Source organism: Synechococcus sp. CC9605, from assembly GCF_000012625.1.
Lineage (GTDB): Bacteria > Cyanobacteriota > Cyanobacteriia > PCC-6307 > Cyanobiaceae > Parasynechococcus.
This window is the reverse complement of record NC_007516.1, coordinates 1,517,844-1,533,844: the sequence shown is the minus strand read 5'-3', so window position 1 is coordinate 1,533,844 and position 16,001 is coordinate 1,517,844. Positions and strand designations below refer to the sequence as shown.

17 protein-coding genes are annotated in these 16,001 nt (G+C 63.5%); 9 read left to right on the top strand and 8 right to left on the bottom strand.

The genetic code is table 11. The features are described from left to right. Nucleotides 1-176: 176 nt before the first annotated feature. Nucleotides 177-470: a hypothetical protein gene (locus tag SYNCC9605_RS08310; protein WP_011364625.1), complete on the bottom strand. Its 294-nt coding sequence runs from the start codon at nucleotides 468-470 to the stop codon at nucleotides 177-179. 33 nt (nucleotides 471-503) lie between these two features. Further along, nucleotides 504-863: a hypothetical protein gene (locus SYNCC9605_RS14745; protein WP_011364624.1), complete on the bottom strand. Its 360-nt coding sequence runs from the start codon at nucleotides 861-863 to the stop codon at nucleotides 504-506. Between the two features lie 831 nt (nucleotides 864-1,694). Here SYNCC9605_RS14745 and SYNCC9605_RS14740 point away from each other — a divergent pair. Then, the gene (locus tag SYNCC9605_RS14740; RefSeq protein WP_156783063.1) at nucleotides 1,695-1,871 is read left to right on the top strand and encodes a hypothetical protein; all 177 of its coding nucleotides are present in this window, start codon (nucleotides 1,695-1,697) and stop codon (nucleotides 1,869-1,871) included. A 79-nt stretch (nucleotides 1,872-1,950) separates the two neighbouring features. Here the strand turns inward: SYNCC9605_RS14740 and SYNCC9605_RS08300 are convergent, their stop codons facing one another. Beyond that, entirely contained in the window at nucleotides 1,951-2,655 is a 705-nt protein-coding gene (locus tag SYNCC9605_RS08300) for a response regulator transcription factor (RefSeq protein WP_374699862.1), read from the bottom strand. A 137-nt stretch (nucleotides 2,656-2,792) separates the two neighbouring features. On the opposite strand from SYNCC9605_RS08300, the gene SYNCC9605_RS08295 reads away from it, so the two are divergent. Then, nucleotides 2,793-3,065: a DUF6761 family protein gene (locus SYNCC9605_RS08295; protein WP_041434895.1), complete on the top strand. Its 273-nt coding sequence runs from the start codon at nucleotides 2,793-2,795 to the stop codon at nucleotides 3,063-3,065. 1 nt (nucleotide 3,066) lies between these two features. On the opposite strand, the gene grxD is transcribed toward SYNCC9605_RS08295, so the two are convergent. The 4 genes from grxD to SYNCC9605_RS08275 are packed head-to-tail and all read right to left on the bottom strand — an operon-like array spanning nucleotide 3,067 to nucleotide 5,019. Next, nucleotides 3,067-3,390, bottom strand: a complete 324-nt coding sequence (grxD, locus tag SYNCC9605_RS08290; protein ID WP_011364621.1) for a Grx4 family monothiol glutaredoxin — start codon at nucleotides 3,388-3,390, stop codon at nucleotides 3,067-3,069. A 20-nt stretch (nucleotides 3,391-3,410) separates the two neighbouring features. Continuing rightward, nucleotides 3,411-3,659 (bottom strand): BolA family protein, encoded by a 249-nt coding sequence (locus SYNCC9605_RS08285; protein ID WP_011364620.1) that lies wholly within the window; start codon nucleotides 3,657-3,659, stop codon nucleotides 3,411-3,413. A 48-nt stretch (nucleotides 3,660-3,707) separates the two neighbouring features. After that, nucleotides 3,708-4,235, bottom strand: a complete 528-nt coding sequence (locus SYNCC9605_RS08280) for a hypothetical protein (RefSeq protein WP_041434892.1) — start codon at nucleotides 4,233-4,235, stop codon at nucleotides 3,708-3,710. Nucleotides 4,236-4,263: 28 nt separating this feature from the next. Beyond that, nucleotides 4,264-5,019: a lysophospholipid acyltransferase family protein gene (locus tag SYNCC9605_RS08275; protein WP_011364618.1), complete on the bottom strand. Its 756-nt coding sequence runs from the start codon at nucleotides 5,017-5,019 to the stop codon at nucleotides 4,264-4,266. Nucleotides 5,020-5,045: 26 nt separating this feature from the next. Between SYNCC9605_RS08275 and SYNCC9605_RS08270 the strand changes: the two genes are divergently transcribed. The 5 genes from SYNCC9605_RS08270 to SYNCC9605_RS08250 all read left to right on the top strand — a co-directional run bounded on the left by SYNCC9605_RS08270 (nucleotide 5,046) and on the right by SYNCC9605_RS08250 (nucleotide 10,374). Next, entirely contained in the window at nucleotides 5,046-5,795 is a 750-nt protein-coding gene (locus SYNCC9605_RS08270; protein WP_011364617.1) for a pyridoxine 5'-phosphate synthase, read from the top strand. Then, nucleotides 5,792-6,112, top strand: a complete 321-nt coding sequence (locus tag SYNCC9605_RS08265) for an MgPME-cyclase complex family protein (protein ID WP_011364616.1) — start codon at nucleotides 5,792-5,794, stop codon at nucleotides 6,110-6,112. Before SYNCC9605_RS08270 ends, SYNCC9605_RS08265 begins: the two co-directional genes overlap by 4 nt. Next, the gene (locus SYNCC9605_RS08260; protein ID WP_011364615.1) at nucleotides 6,112-6,447 is read left to right on the top strand and encodes a hypothetical protein; all 336 of its coding nucleotides are present in this window, start codon (nucleotides 6,112-6,114) and stop codon (nucleotides 6,445-6,447) included. Before SYNCC9605_RS08265 ends, SYNCC9605_RS08260 begins: the two co-directional genes overlap by 1 nt. A 67-nt stretch (nucleotides 6,448-6,514) precedes the next feature. Then, nucleotides 6,515-7,135 (top strand): metallophosphoesterase, encoded by a 621-nt coding sequence (locus tag SYNCC9605_RS08255; protein ID WP_011364614.1) that lies wholly within the window; start codon nucleotides 6,515-6,517, stop codon nucleotides 7,133-7,135. Next, nucleotides 7,129-10,374 (top strand): exodeoxyribonuclease V subunit gamma, encoded by a 3,246-nt coding sequence (locus tag SYNCC9605_RS08250; RefSeq protein ID WP_011364613.1) that lies wholly within the window; start codon nucleotides 7,129-7,131, stop codon nucleotides 10,372-10,374. The genes SYNCC9605_RS08255 and SYNCC9605_RS08250 overlap by 7 nt, the downstream gene beginning before the upstream one ends. On the opposite strand, the gene SYNCC9605_RS15200 is transcribed toward SYNCC9605_RS08250, so the two are convergent. Then, on the bottom strand, nucleotides 10,371-10,541 hold the full coding sequence (locus tag SYNCC9605_RS15200; RefSeq protein ID WP_186510311.1) for a hypothetical protein: 171 nt from the start codon (nucleotides 10,539-10,541) through the stop codon (nucleotides 10,371-10,373). The two genes, SYNCC9605_RS08250 and SYNCC9605_RS15200, sit on opposite strands and share 4 nt — an antisense overlap. A gap of 197 nt (nucleotides 10,542-10,738) precedes the next feature. On the opposite strand from SYNCC9605_RS15200, the gene SYNCC9605_RS08240 reads away from it, so the two are divergent. Together SYNCC9605_RS08240 and SYNCC9605_RS08235 are read left to right on the top strand one after the other, a co-directional pair. Beyond that, complete coding sequence (locus tag SYNCC9605_RS08240) at nucleotides 10,739-14,419, top strand: UvrD-helicase domain-containing protein (RefSeq protein ID WP_011364611.1); 3,681 nt, start codon at nucleotides 10,739-10,741, stop codon at nucleotides 14,417-14,419. Continuing rightward, a complete protein-coding gene (locus SYNCC9605_RS08235) occupies nucleotides 14,416-15,996 on the top strand; it encodes an ATP-dependent DNA helicase (RefSeq protein ID WP_011364610.1) in 1,581 nt (526 codons plus the stop codon). The genes SYNCC9605_RS08240 and SYNCC9605_RS08235 overlap by 4 nt, the downstream gene beginning before the upstream one ends. Nucleotides 15,997-16,001 lie beyond the last annotated feature (5 nt).

The window sequence follows — 16,001 nt, the reverse complement described above, 5'->3', positions numbered from 1 at the left end:
ACAAGCGCGATTCCGCGAATGATGCCGTCGATGCTCTCGCTCGTCATGAAGTGTCGTTAGCCAGTCTCAGGCGCCCAGCCCACTTCCTTCTGCCAGGTGGGTATCGCGGGTCATTGGTCAGGCGTGATTGTCTTGAGTATTTCCCGCCAGGAAAGTCTATGACCTTGAGTTAACATTCAGTCGGAGGAAAGTTTCAGCACAGAGACCCGACCGATGCCGACTTGCCCCTTTGAGCAGGCATCGACAAGGCTGGCTGTGCCTTCGGCATCGAGCATTTCCGTGCCGTTCAGCCTCAAGGAGCTCCAGTCGAACCGGGGCTTTTGCGGGGCAGTGTTGCTAGCGTAATTAAGTACTGCTTCGGCAACGGTGCGGGTGTCTTCCCCCTCGGTTTCTGATAGGTAAATCACATGCGCCAGGGTCGGAGCCTCTTGGTCGCCATAAGCAAGGGTGACTAAGTAGGCGTGGCTCACAGCAGTCTCGGTTCGTTTGTTTGAGCGTACGGCTCAAGACCTCGCTGCTTTGAACCCACAGAAGGCAAGCTCGTCTTTTCTTGCAGCTTCGCTCAATTCACGACTCAAGTCTTGAACCTCGACGGGGTCAAACTCGTAGTTGACCGCTACCAAGTCTTCCCAGAACCAAGCACCTTTGGGTGCTACGAGTGCTTCGGCAAGGCTGTCAGCATTTTCGTTGCCGTTGGGGGAGATGTAGGGGACAACAAATACCACAGGCGGGTTGAAGTTGTTGAAGGCAAGTGAGTAGGCAAGACGTACGAGGTAAACGAAGAAACCACTTTTTGCCCTTGTTTTTGCTGCTGTAAATGCCTCTGTAAGTACTTCGTGTTTGTGGGGTCTTTTTCTGCTCAAGTGGGAACTGTTTCTGCCTGAAGTCTAGATTGCCTTATTGGATTCCCTTTTAGACCAATTCGTGGCAACGATCTCTGATTCATCCAGTGCTGCATCAGGGACTAGTTTAAAGACCTATAGTCAACAGGTTAATTGCTAGCAAAAAACCCGCCATTGCTGACGGAATGAAGTGTGTGTGGTTTTGCCGGGAGATGGATGGCAACAACATCAATGCCCCCTGCTTTTCCCTTGGGGGTCTTGTTTGGCTTTCAGCCTGTCTCAGAGATGCCCTCGGCAGGCATTAGGCCTCCTGACACAATCCTCTCAGGCATCAGCGATCCACTTGCAGGCTGCCATCGTGACGGTAGTCCAGACGGCAACGGCTAGTGCGATCGTGAGCATTGGAAGCATCGTGTCCTCCTCTCTGAACACACCATCTCCGTGCGTGTCTGAGAACAACTCCCCCATTTGAAGGATTTGTTCACCAGCGCAGCTCCCCCATTTCTGGGATGTCGTCTCACAAGACCCTCCCAATTCGAACGTGAAACGCTTTCCCGTCTTAGACCGGTATTGCCGCTTCGATCTCCCAGCCGTCGTTAAGCAGCTCTTCGGCCCGTTTCGAAGCCTCTTCGGAGGCAACATCGATGAGGAGAAATCTTTCCCCCTGGTTGCAATACAGCCTGGTTAATCCGATCACGGCGGGGGCTCCCGGGTGTCGACAGTGCCATGTTGACTCGATCGCTCCAATCACGCAATCAGGCTGTTTCGTCGAACAACTCTTGATTTTGTCCAGATGCCTGGCGTTGCTATCTCTCGTTCAGACGTTGAAATCGATTGAGTGGCTCCGATGGCATGACAACCGAACTAACCAACCTTCCCTGCGGAACGGTTCAGCTCAAGGTCTGCGTGAATCACCTGTGTGAATTGGGTTGGGTGACGTCGCACCATCTGGTCCCAACCAAAGAGGCCCAACTGAAGCAGGCCCTTCGTCACCACAACCTAAATGAAGAGTTCACCAATTGGAGCTGATGAAACGGTGCGTCGGGGTGGATGTTGATTAGCCCTGACCCCAAAATTCGAGTCTCTGACTGGAATCAATTCACTTAACTCAGCTGGCTGGCAGGTTGTCGAGGCTGAAGCGGTAGCCCCGCTGACGCACGGTGGTGATTCCACCGCCCTCGCCAAGACCGGCCTGCTCAAGCTTGCGGCGCAGGGTCAGAACCTGGGTGTCCACGGATCGGGGACCGCCGCTGAAGGGAGGCCAGGCCATCCGTAGCAGTTCCTGCCGACTGCGCACCAGCCCAGGGGGCATCAACAGCGCACAAAGCAGAGCAAATTCGCGGGGGCTGAGCTCCACCGGCTGCTCCCGCAGCGTCACCTGACGCAGCAGAAGGTGTACCTCGAGTGGACCAACGGTGACCCGTTCCTGCAGGCCACTGTGACCACGCTTGAGCAAGGTGCGGCAGCGGGCGGCCAGTTCCTCAAGGCCAAAGGGTTTGCGCAGCACATCGTCCGCACCGTCATCCAGAAGGCCCACCACCGGTTCAGCACCGGCCCGTGCGGTCAGCACAATCACAGGGCAACGCAGCTGCTCAGCCAGGCGCAGGGCGGAGCTGCGCTCCAGCAGTTCTGCGCTCACCAGCAGATCAGGCGACTGTTCCTGGCAGACCTCCAAGGCTTCAGCGGCACTGGCCACAGCTGCTGTGAGGTGTCCGTCCTGACGCAGCCGCTGCACCAACACCGTGCGCAGGGTGGGATGCGGCTCGACCACCAACACCCGGGAAGGTTCCTGCCCGTTGGTTGAACTTGGCATCACCACCGGATCGGTGCGTGCTGCAGATGCTTCCGCCGTGAGGTCGTGGGGAGTGGAGGTCACTGGATCGGCCGAGGCGCCTCTACGCTAAGCCTAATTTCCTGGCAGGCTGGTAGCAGGGGCTGCTGTTGTATCTCATGACATCACTCGACGACCCTGAAGCCATCCGTCATTTCCAATCGCTCTGCGACGCCTGCCAGGAACTGACGACCCGATATCACACGCCTTCGGAACTGCGGTTGTACGCCGATGGCTATCTGCATGCGTTGCGGAAGTCCGGATCTCTTGATCCCCGCTCTCAGCACCGCCTCGAGCAATTGATCGATCGCTGGATCATGGATCCCTCCAGTTTTGTTGGCCCTGACGGGGATGTGAGCACGTTGTACATGCGCCATCCCCAGGGTTATTGAGTCAACTAGCGAGAGCGATTTCCAGCTTTTCGCGAAGTTCTCCGGAGTTGTACATCTCGATCAGGATGTCGGAACCGCCGATGAATTCCCCTTTTACGTACACCTGGGGGATGGTGGGCCAGCTAGAAAATTCTTTGATTCCCTGACGAATCTCTGGATCAGAGAGAACGTCAAATGTTTCGAATGTCACACCTAGGGAGTGCAGGATCTGCACCACATTGTTTGAGAATCCGCACTGGGGCATCAGCTTGGAGCCCTTCATGAATACGAAGATCGGGCTGGAAGCGACCAGAGTTTCGATGCGAGCTTTGGTGGAAGGGTCCATCGTTAAGCGTGGATTGGGCGTTAAGCGGACGCAGCGTCCGCAGGGGTTGAGGTGTTGAGGGCGAGGGCGTGAATCGCTTCGCTGGCCAACTCTTGTTGCAGCGCGCCGTACACCATCTGATGCTGACGGATGCGTGAAAGGCCGGCAAACGCCGAAGACACCACCGTCACCTGGAGATGATCACCACCACCGGTGAGGTCTTCAACGCTGACATTGGCGTCAGGAATGACCTGTTGGATCGCGGCTTCAACAGCATCCGGTTGCACCATGGCGGTGGTTGCGCAAGGGGAAAGTTGCTCAGATGCTGACAGACCGGCTCATCGGCCGGCAGGCGATGCGCCTCGGAATTCCGTTTCGACGAAGCCCAGTTCCAGCAGGCTCTGATAGGCCTTCTGTCCTTGCGGTTTCGCCGGTGTCATCAGCTTGACCACCTCCACCAGCACCGGAACAGCCACTTCGGGCTGGTTCTGACGGCGGAAGAGGGCAGCCAGGCGGAGGTTGGTTTCCGCAAGCAGTTCCAGGGCTTCACGGCCCTTGGTGTCCATCTCGCGGGGGATTCGAGCATCGAGTCCGCGGAAGGCACCGCTCAGGTCGCGGTAGAAGGCAAGCAGTTGCTTGGAGGCTTTGCGGGCTTTGTCGTAATCGGCACGCGCCTCGGCCAAATCTCCACGGCTGGCGGCTGCGTCGCCCTCAGCCAAAATGGAACGAACGGCCGTTGGGTTGAAACCACCCTGGCTCTGGGCCAGAACACGATTGTCGGACGAGGTTTGGGCGATGCCGGGAGCGGTGGTCACGCCCAGGGTTGCCACCAAGGCAGCCGTCGTCAGCAATGCGCGACAACCCATGAGACCAGACAGAAAACGTGGGCGGACTTTAGGAGCTGAATAGCGGTCGGCCAACGGCTGCACGGGCCGCTTGTTCAGCCGTATGCATCGCATCAGCGAGTTGAATGTTGAACTGCCGCGTCGCCTCGCGTTCGCCTTTGGCAGGCACGGTGAGTGGTGCTCCGAAACAGAGCGCTGCCCGGCTGAAGGGCCGTGGCGGGGCCTGGCTGTAACCCAAACCGACTGGAACAACTGGAACGGAGATGCCGCGGCTCTGGGCCAGTTGGGCCAGACGCACGAGGCCGGGACGCAGCTCAATCGCTTCGTCCTGCCGGTGGATCCTGCCCTCCGGAAACATCACCACTTGCTGTCCGTCGGCCAACAGGTCGATCGCAAGACGCAGGGTGGTCATCGAGGGCCGTCCCTGGTCGACAGGAAAGCATCCCAGCCGTTGCAGAAACCAGCCCTGCAGCCCCACCATCTCCGTGGTGGTCACCATGAAGCGGCAGTCGCGTCCACTGACCCGACGGCCGGCCGCCATCGGCAGCATCAAGGCATCCCAGCGGGCGCGATGGGTCGGCGCCAACAGCACGGGGCCCTGATGGGGCAGATGCTCAGGATGCAGCACCAGCCGTTCACGGAATTGAAAGCGCAGCGCCAGATCCTGGGTGGTGAACATCGCCAGGGGAGACCAGAAGCGGTCAATCCCGACACTCAGTGCGCTTTCTCGGGTCGCCAGGGCCGCTTGCAACGGGCTGATCAAATTCGACGCCTGCGAACTTAAAGCCCCCCGGCAAAGCTGCATAGGATCCGGCCAACGAAAGCCCCGTCATGGCAAGCCTCGGCGTCAATATCGACCACATCGCCAACATCCGTGAAGCGCGGCGCACCGTTGAGCCGGATCCTGTCTCGATGGCACTGCTGGCTGAACTCGGTGGGGCCGATGGGATCACAGTGCACCTCAGGGAAGACCGGCGTCACATCCAGGATCGGGATGTGGAGTTGCTGCGCCAAACCGTGCGCTCCCGTCTCAACCTGGAAATGGCCTCCACCGAGGAGATGGTGGCGATCGCGCTGCGGATCAAGCCCGACATGGTCACCCTGGTGCCGGAACGTCGGGAGGAGGTCACCACGGAGGGGGGCCTGGATGTTGCCGGACAGAAAGCCTCTCTGAGCGCCATGGTTCAAACCCTTCAGGCCGCTGGGATTCCTGTGAGCCTGTTTGTGGATCCGGAGGCCACCCAGCTCCAGGCCTGCAAGAACACGGGGGCCTGCTGGGTGGAATTGCACACGGGGCGCTACGCCGATGCCGACTGGAGCACCCAGCCCCAGGAGCTGGCCCGGTTGCAGGAAGGCACCGCCATCGCCCAGCAGCTTGGTCTGCGGGTCAATGCAGGCCATGGCCTCACGTATCAGAACGTTGAGCCCATCGCGGCCATTGCTGGGATGGAGGAACTCAACATCGGCCACACGATCGTGGCCCGTTCTGTGGCCGTCGGACTGCAACAGGCTGTGCGGGATATGAAGGTCTTGGTTCAGAATCCCCGCCTTGATCCCCTTTTCGGACAGGCGCCCGGATGACCACTTATCACTTCGTTGCAGCCAGCGAGCGCTTCCTCACCGTGGAGGAGCCGCTGGAGGAAGTGCTGCGGGAGCGCCAACGCAACTACGCCGAAACCGGTAAGACCATCGATTTCTGGCTGGTGAAGCAACCGGCTTTCCTCTCTACTCCTGAGCTGGCTGAGCTCAAGGCAACCATTCCCCAGCCCGCTGCTGCTGTTGTGTCCACCGATCCCACCTTCATCACCTTCCTCAAACTGCGATTGGAGTACGTGGCTGTGGGGTCCTTCGAGGCACCGTCCGCGGGGATTCCCGATGCCCTTGCTGGTGCCGTCTGATGAATCCCAGTTCCCTTCCCGTTCAGCAGCGCATCGCACTACTGGTGCAGGCCCTAGATGGTGCGGAGAAAACCAACAAGGCCTTGGCCACCTGTGCCGACGGGGACGCGATGGTAGACATCCTGCTGGGGGCTTCGGCCAAGCTGGGATTGGGTCTGACCCGTCGGGACCTCACGGAGACGCCGCCGATTCGCGACTGGATCTGGTTCAAGAACAACGACCCCCTGGTCACGGTGGGTGATGCCAAGCCCCGCTACCGCCGGGAAACACCCGAAAAGCCCAAGCCAGATGCGAGCCAACCCAAGGAACGCAAGCGCTTTCTCGGTTTGTTCTGATCTGAATTCCGAAGCTTTGGCGGTGCCTGGCTGAGCATCAGAATTGAAGCATCTCCAGGTTGTTGCTTTGAACCTGCGCAGCCACCGGCATTGGGTGATTGGAGATGTGCATGGCTGCCATCAGCCCCTGTGCCGTCTGCTTGCCACCCTGCCGCCGAACGACCATCTGGTCTTCTGCGGGGATGTGATCAACCGTGGGGAGGCCATACCCGCAACGATGGATCTGGTCTGGGATTTGGTCCAGGCCGGCCGTGCCACGTGGCTGCGAGGGAACCATGAGCAAGACCTCACCGATGCCCTGGAATCCCGGGATGGCTTGAGTCAACACGCCACCTATGCCCAATTGGGCGACAGCAGCGCTCGCCAATGGTTGCCGCGCCTGCAACAGCTTCCGCTCGTCTACCGCGGTGACGGTTGGTGCGCTACCCATGCCGGGTTCGACGCCGCAGGCCATCCGGATCTCTCCATTCGTGATCCCTTCTGGGAGGCCTATGACGGTCGTTTTGGCCAGGTTGTTGTGGGCCATACGCCCCGTCCCCAGGTGGAGCGCCTCGGCGCGATCGTTCTGATCGACACCGGTGCGGTCTATGGCGGTTGTCTGTCGGCCTACTGCCCGGAAACGGATGCGGTCGTTCAGGTGGAAGGCGCTGCAACCGATGCCGTTCTGGCTGGAGTTGGCCCTTGCTGACGGTTTACCGAAGCAACAGGGCTGAATTTCTGGCTCGCTTGCTCTCCCGTCAGTTGATCGAGCAGCAGCCGGGCCCCCTTGAGACGGTGGAGGTGATGGTCAACACTTGGCCCACCAGCCGATGGTTGGGGGAACAGCTGGCCACGGCCAATGGCATCAGTTCCCTGGTGCGGTTCCCCTTCCCGGGCAGTCGCCTGCGGCAGCTGGTGCGCCAGGTGCTGCATCTTCCTGCTCAGGAGGACGATCCCTGGCGGGCGGGCCAGCTGGTGTGGGCGGTGCTCGAGTTGCTGCCGGAGCTGCTGGAGCAGCCCGTCGCCCAGCCGTTGCGGGTTTGGCTCGCCCAGCGTGAAGGAACCGCCTCGGGGTTGACGCGGGATCGGTGGCAGTTGGCCCGTTCCATCGCCGATGCCATGGACGATTACGCCCTTTACCGCCCCGATCAACTCGAGCAGTGGAAACAACCGCGGCCTGATGACGACTGGCAGCCTGTGCTCTGGCGACTGCTGGCCCAACGGCTGCCCCGGGCTCCCTTTGGCCTGCAGGTGCGTGAGGCCGTCGAGTGTCTCCGGCGAGGAGATGTTGATCCGGCCCTGCTGCCGGAGCGGCTGCGGCTCTTCGGCATCAGTGCTCTGGCGCCGGTGCAGGTGGATCTGATTCAGGCCTTGTCCGGTCTGCTGGCGGTGGAGATCTACCTGCTCACCCCGTGTCCGGATCTATGGCAGCGCTGCGGCAGTCGGCGCGCCTCGCTCGGGGATGAATGGCTGATCCCTCCGGATGGGGGATGGTTGGCGGAGGCGCCGCGTTTGGAGGCCGTTCTCGGGCGGATGGGCGCCGAATTTCAACAGTTGCTGGAGGGCTCCGGTGAAGCGCAGCTGGGGGAGCGCCGCGAGGGAGATCTGTTTGCAGGTTCTCTGCAGATCGCCGCGGCGGAAGAGCGTCAGCCCACCTTGCTCGATCAGCTTCAGCAGCAGCTGGTGGATGCCGAGAGCATCGCTGAGCTGAATCGTTCCTCAGACGATCAATCTCTGTTGTTTCAGGCGGCACCGGGGCCTTGGCGGGAGGTGCAACTGGTGCGGGATCGCATCCTGCAGTGGCTGGCGGCCGATCCCGATCTCGAGCCCCGCGACGTGCTGGTGATGACGCCGCAGATCGAGCGCTATGCGCCGCTGCTCAGCTCCGTGTTCAACGACACGGCGGCTTTCGGTGTCGATTTGCCCTGGCGCCTCACCGACCGCAGTCAGCAGAGCAGTCCGGGGTTGTCGATGGCGATGTTCACGCTGCTGGAGCTGGCTGCGACACGCCTCACCGCCACGGGGCTGGAACGTCTGCTGGCCAACCCGGCCTTGCAGGGCCAGCAGGGACTCACGCCGGAAGAGGCGGTGTTGATCACGCAAACACTGCAACGCAGCGGTTTTCGCTGGGGCTTGGACGCCCGTGAGCGGGGCGGTGACGAGGTGCACAGCCTGCGTTGGTGTCTCGACCGTTGGCTGCTGGGTCTGGTGCTGCCGGTGGAGCCGGGTCTGGCTCCGGCAGGGGCGGCACCCTTCCAGCAGGAGCTGGACCCCGATCGCCTGGTGCGTTGGTGGACGCTGCTGGATCGTGTGGCGCGGATGCTTGATCGCCTTAGGGAGCCCCGGCCGTGCCATGGCTGGGTGGAGCTGCTCCAATCCCTGTTGCAGGAGCTGTTCGCTGAGGGCGGGGCCTGGACTGATGAGGCGCAGAGCTGGGCGGCGGCGCTGGAGGAGTGGCGGCTGCGGGCCCATGACTGCCCTCTGGACCTCGACGCTGCCGTGGCCTTGGAGGTGCTGCAGGAGGCCTTGTCGGTGGACAGCGGCCGCTTCGGTCACCGCAGTGGTGCCCTCACCATCAGTGCCCTGGAGCCAATGCGGGCGATTCCGCACAAGGTGGTGATCTTGATGGGCCTCGACAGCGCCGACTTTCCGCGCCCAAGCCGCCGTCCGGGCTTTCATCTCCTCGAGCAGCAACGGCGCCTGGGGGATCCCCGCAGCAGCGACCAGGACCGCTACGTGCTGCTGGAGGCTTTGATGTCGGCACGCCGTCATCTGCTGATCAGCTGGTGCGGGCGGCTGGAGCGCACCGGTGAGCCTCAGCCGCCTGCTGCGCCGGTGGAACAGTGGCTGTCAGTGCTGCAGGAGCAGTTGCAACGGGCCGGTGCCTCCACGGAAGGGTTGTTGGTCACGCCGGCGGCCAATCCCCTCTCCCGTGAGAACTTCCGGCCCGAGGCACCGCTCAGCTGTGATCGGCGTCAGCTGGAGGCCCGGCGCTGCCTGGATGCTGCTCCGGCTTCAGTCCCGAATCCCCAGGGGCTGGCCTGGGCATCGCTCTGGCAGCCGGAGATCAACGATGACGAGGCCGAGGGACGGGATGGAGACGATCTAGCCCTGGACCCTGAAGCTTTGCTGGCCTGGTTGCAGCAGCCCCAGAAGGCCTGGTTGCAGGCCCGGGGGTTGCGGCCTGGGGAAGGCATTGAGGCGGTGGAGGATCTCGAGGCGCTCGAGTTGGAGGGCCTGCAGCGCTATCTGCTGCTCAACCACGAGCTTGAGGAGCAGTTCATTCTTGGATCGGCTCCGGATTGGACGGCGTCGCTGGCGGGGCAGGGTGTGCTGCCGGCGGGGGCTGGGGCGGCCCTTGAGCAGGAGGAACTGCAGCAGCGTTGGCAGGCCCTGCAACGGCAGCTGGCATCACTCGGCCCCTGCCGCAGGGAGGTGCCGGTGCTCGCCGGCCTGCCGATGCCCCTGCTCTACGCCGGTGACACCCAGGTGGTGGTCCAGCCCGGGATGCTCACGGCCGCGGCGGTGATGCGCGGCTGGTTGCAGCACCTGTTGCTTTGCGCTGAGGGATCGGCTCCTGCAGCCGGTTCAGCGGTGGTGGCGCGCAGCACCCGGGTTGCCGGCGCCGAGGTGCACGTGCGCTGGTCGGTTTTGCCGACGGTTGAGGCCGAAGACCAGCTGCAGCAGCTGGCGCGGCTGGCGCGACAGGGGCTGGAGCGGTGCTGGCCGGTCCCTCCCAAGAGCGGCTGGCAGATGGTGGCCAAAGAGCGGCGCAAACCGGGGGAGGGGCAGCAGGACTTCCGCAAGACCTGGCAGGACGAAGGGGCCACCCCATTGATGCAGCTCTGCTTCGGCTCGGACGTCGCTGCGGAGCAATTGATGGATCAGGCCGGATTCCAGCAGGCGTGTCAGCTGTTGTACGGCCCCCTTATGGCGAACCTGCGTTAGTCGAACAGCTCATCGAGCATTTCGCGCATGCGTTCGTTGGAAATCACCATCGGCTCGCCGGCCTGCCGGCGGAAGAAGTAAGCCCGATGTTCCTGGCTGATGCTTTCAACAGCGGCGGCCTTGCGCACCAGCAGCTGGGCCAATTTCTGACGACGTTCGGGGGACACAACAGGCCGTTGGCTTTCACCAAGGTGTTGGCCTGATGGCCCAGTACACACACAAGCCCCTGTTCTCTCAAGGGTTGGGTTGCATCCGTTCACAAGCCCACAAAAAAGCGAGGGTTCTTCAGGCCCCCGCTCAGGTCGTCTTCTGTTCTGGGGTGTGACGACACCCAGTCCAGTTCGCAGCTTTCGCCGGCTGCTTCATGGAAGTTAACACTGGTTTTGAGGCCGGAGTTGAGCAGACTCCATCCATGGCCCAGCGCTTCGATGCCAACACATACCCCCTCGACCCTGGGATTCGCCTGCTGGAGGCCAGCGCTGGCACCGGAAAAACCTTTGCCCTGGCGCATCTCTGCTTGCGGCTGATCACGGAGGCCGACCACCCTCTCGAGGCGTTGTTGGTGGTGACCTTCACCGATGCAGCGGCCGAAGAGCTGCGCTCCCGCATCGGCCAGCGGCTGCAGCAGGCGTTGCAGGGCCTCGAGCAGCTTGACCAGGGGATGAAGGCTTATGCTCCAGACCCCGTCCTGGCGGATTGGCTGGCGGGTTCCGAGCCAGGGGATGCGCGTCAGCGCTGGATTCGGCACCTGCTGGTGGCCTTGGAGCAGTTGGACCGGGCCGACATCACCACCATCCATGGTTTTTGTCGCCGCAGCCTGCGCCGCCTGGCCCTCAGCAACGCTGCAGCGATGGAGCCCCAGCTGGACACCGACGCCACCGCGCTCCAAGCCGAGGTTGTGCAGGACCTCTGGCAACAGGAGCTGCTCAGCCTGCCGCCGGATCAGTTCAAGGCGTTGCGTCAACGCGGCCTCTCGCCCCAGACCCTGCGCAGGGGGTTGGCGCAACTCGATGGCGAACAGCAGCCGCGGTTCAGGGGCGCTGATGGGGCGATCGATCTGGACCAGCCCCTCGCTCCTCAGCTGGAGCACTGGCTGGCGCAGCTCTGGCACGACTTCGTGCCGCTCTGGCAGCGGGACCATGCCGACCTGGATGCCGGGTTCCGTCAGGCGGCCGAGCAGTGGAAAGCTCAGGGCTGTGGAGCCACCAGCCCTTATTCCGCCAAGCCCAAGACCGATCGCTGCGCCCAGATCAACCAGTGGCTGGATGGGCAGACCGCAGTGCCATCGCTGCTGGAGATTGCCGCCCGTGAGAAGCCGCTGAAGGAGTACTTCCACCCCGGCAGTTGGTGCAAGGTCGCGCGCAAGTGCGGTGAGTCCGACCCCAGCCTGGTGATGCCGGCTCTGCAGGCCGCCGTTGCGGCGCTCTGGGATGCACCGATTGAGCGCACCTGGCAGTACCTCCTTGAACGGTGCTTGCAGGAGCTGGACCGCCGCCGTCGCCGCCGTGGGGTGATCACCTTCGGTGGCTTGTTGGCCGCCATGGATCCCGGCGATGGCGCTGTTGCCTGGCTTGCACCGCTGCAACAGCGTTACCGGGCTGTGATGGTGGATGAGTTTCAGGACACCGACCCCGTGCAGTGGCGCCTGTTACAGCGCGCCTTTGGTGCTGGTGAACGCCACCTGCTGCTGATGGTCGGGGATCCCAAGCAGGCGATCTACCGCTTCCGTGGTGGTGATCTGGCGACCTACATGGCAGCGCGGGATCAGGTGGAACGGATCGATCACCTGCTCGACAACTTCCGCACAACGGCACCGCTGATGGAGGGGTTGAACCGCTTGATGGCTCCGGGTCTCCCCCGATCTGAACTGCTGGTGCCCGCGGTGCAGCCCCGCAGCTCCGCCACCCCACCGCAGGATGCCCCGGCGTTGCAACTGCTGCTGCTCTCCACGGAGGCGCCCTCCAGCCGCAGTGCTCTGGAAGCAGATCTGCCCCGACGGCTCGCCGCGATGGTGCTGCAGCAACTGCAGCAACGGGACGACCTCACCCCAGCGGATCTCTGTGTGCTGGTGAGTCGCCATCAACAGGCGGAAGACCTGCGCCGCGCCCTGGGGGCCTGCGGGCTTCCCACCCGCCTGGTGACCCAGGGGGATGTGCTCGACAGTGAAGCCGCATTGCTGTTGCAGTGGTTCCTCGATGCCCTGGTGGAACCGGGCGATGACGCTCGCCTGCGCCTGCTGGCCTGCTCGGGACTGATGAACATCGCGCCCGATGCTCTGGAGCCGGGGCGGTTGGATCAGCTGGCTGTGCAGCTGCGTGGTTGGGCTGAGCTGATGCCGCGGCTGGGCCTGCTCGGGGCTCTGGCCGATCTGCTCAGCGGTGAACAGATGGCGGGGCTGTCGGAACGGGGCCGGATGCTGGGGGATCTGCAGCAGGCGGCGCGGCTGGTGCAGGAGGCGATGCACCGCCAGGGGCTTGATGTGGCCACCGCGGCGGATTGGTTGCGGCGGGAGCGTTTGCACCCCAGCCAGCCGGTGCCGGAGGCCCGTCAGCCCCACAGCGATCAGGCCGACAGTGCCATCGCCGTGGTCACTGTCCACCGCAGCAAGGGGCTGGAATATCCGGTGGTGATCTGCCCCTACCTCTGGCAGTCGCCCCCAGCCGTGTCCGGTCCGCTCTGGCGTGATCCCCGCTCCGGGGAGTGCCTGGCGCGGGTGGATGTTCATTGGGGGGAGGGCTGGCAGGCCGCGCAACAGGCGCAGCAGGACGCTGCGGCGGAGGCCGAGCGGCTGGCCTATGTCGCGGTCACCCGAGCCCAAACCCAGTTGATCCTGATCTGGGCCAGGGCCAACGGCCAGGAGGATTCCCCATTGCCCGCCTGGTTGTTCGGAGCTGAAGCCGCTGGGGATGCGATCGACAGCCTCACCGATGAGCGGCTGCGTCAAGCCCTGGCGGAGCGACAGGTTCCGATCAGCATCGATGGCCTGGTCGAAAGCCTGCCCAGTGGCAAGCGTTGGCGGCCTCCGCTGCAGGCCGAGCCCTTGGCCCTTGGTTCCATCCCCAAGCGGATCGACCGGAGTTGGGGCAGGGCCAGTTACTCGGCCTGGATTGCCTCATCCGACGACGTTCAGCTGCATGAACAGGGTCGCGATCGCGATCCAGGCGCTGAGGAATCGACGTCGGAATCGACGTTGGAACTGATGGCGGCGAGGGCAGAACAGGCATGGTCTAAGACGGGGCCGCTGGCGGCCTTTCCGCGCGGGGCCGGGGCCGGGGACTGTCTGCACCGGATCCTCGAACAGTTCCCCTTTTCTGCGGCGGAGGCCACGGAGCCCCGCCAACGGCACGAGCTGATCGTCGCCGAGTTGCGCCTGGCCGGGCTTGATCCCGATCTGCAAAACGATGTGTTGACAGGGTTAGAGCAGGTGTTGCAGACGCCCCTCGGGGGACCGCTGGGGGCGTTGTCGCTGGATCGGCTGGGGCCGCACCAGCGCCTGCCTGAACTCAGTTTTGATCTGCCGGTGCAGCACGTGCGCACGGCCGATCTGGTGGCCGCCTTCGGCTGTGATGCCGAGGCCCGTTTTGGCCGCTCTTACAGCCCGGCGCTGGCGTCGCTCTCGATCAACAGCCGCGGGTTTCTCACCGGTTCCATCGATCTGGTGTTCCAGGACCCCCAGCACCAACGCTGGTGGGTTCTCGACTGGAAGAGTAATTGGATCGGTGAACGGCGCACCAGTGCTGAGCCGGGACTGTGTGGACCGCATCACTACTCCCAGGCGGCGATGGAGGAGCAGATGCTGCACCACCACTACCCCCTGCAGGCCCACCTCTACCTGGTGGCCCTGCACCGCCATCTGCGTTGGCGGCTGCCGGATTACAACCCGCAGCAGCATCTGGGGGGCTATGTCTACTGCTTCCTGCGGGGGATGCCCGGAGCTGTGAGAGCCTCTCCGGAGCATGCTGTTGGACCGGGGCGCATCGTTGAACCCGTGCCGCTCAATCGCATCGCAGCCCTGGATCGAGCTCTGGGGGAGGTGCCGGCGTGACCGAGTTGCTGCCCCCGGGAACCAGCACGTGGCCCGCCAGCTTCACGGCTGGCCTCCATGTCGCTCTGCGGCGTCGGATCCCGCCCCAAGTGGATGGCCCCCCTTTAGAGGAGCTCAGTCGCGACCTGGTGACGGCCTTGGAGCAGGGGGAGTTGACGGTGGCGCTGACGCCGGAACGGCTGGCCGTTGCCCAAGCCAGTGGCTGGCTTGAGGGGGATGCCTCCCCCCTGCTGCTTCAGGCTGATCGGTTGGGCTGGCGCCGCTGGTTGCAGGCCATGGAGCAGGTGGTGACCGAGCTGGTGGAGCGGGCCCACGCTCCGGTTCCCAAGCCCGTCAAGGCTGTCGATCCCGAGCTGTCGGATCGTCTCAACGCTGAACAGTGCGCTGCCGTGCGCGCCTTGGATCAGGCCTCGGTTGTGCTGCTCAGCGGTGGTCCGGGTACGGGCAAAACCAGCACGGTGGTGGAGATTCTGGCCCGGGCGGAAGCCCGCCATCCCGGCCTGCGCATTGGTTTGGCGGCCCCCACCGGCAAGGCGGCCCGGCGCCTGGGGGATGCGGTGCTGGCGCAACGGGCTCCGTTGCCTTGCAGCACCCTCCACCGCTGGTTGGAGGCCGGCAGCCGTGGCTTTGGCAGGCACCGCCAGCGTCCCTTGGAGCTGGATCTGCTGGTGATCGATGAGATGTCGATGCTGGATCTGGCCTTGACCCAGGTCCTGCTCGAGGCGTTGCCCAGCGGTTGCCGGCTGCTGTTGGTGGGGGATCCAGCCCAACTGCCGCCGGTGGGGAGTGGAGCGGTCTGGCACCGGCTTCAGCAGCCGGACGTTCGCAGTCGCTTCGGTGAAGGGGCGGTGCACCTCGAGCGCACTTATCGCAACCGCGGTGCCCTGGCCCAGGTGGCGCACCAGCTGCGCCAGGGGGATCTGGCCGCGTTCGCTGCGGATTTGGCTGCGTTGCCTGCGCAGGCCAATCTGCAGGTGCATCCCAGCCCCCTGCGTCGTTTTCCAGCCTTGGTGCGCCAGCGCTGGCTTGAGCGCCTCCAGCTGCTGCAGGCGCGGACGGTTGATCTCAACCGCTGCAGCGAAAAGGAGCTGATGGCGGAGTCCCGGCCCTTGTTTGCGCTGCTCGAGCAGGATCTGTTGCTCTGTCCACGCCGCCGGGGGCCGTGGAGTCTTGATGATGTGCACCGCACGCTGCTGGGGGCCAATGCCGCCGGCAAGGTTGAGCGTTGGCCGATCGGCTTGCCGGTGATCTGCGGCAGCAATCAACCGGAACTCGGTTTGGCCAATGGCGATCTCGGGGTTGTGATCGGGGCAGGCTCTGAACGACGCCTGTTGTTCCAGGTGGTGGATCCGGATGGCCAGCTGCAGGTGCGCCGTTTGCATCCAGCTCGTTTGCGGCGTCTGGAGCCGGCGGTGGCGCTCACCATCCATCGGGCTCAGGGCAGTGAGGCGGATCGGGTGATCGTGCTCTGGCCCGATCCCCTCGAGGATGGCCCGGCTGCTGACCATCAACGCCGTTTGCTTTACACAGCGATCACTCGAGCCCGTGCCAGCCTTGATCTGGTGACGCTGATCTGACGCGG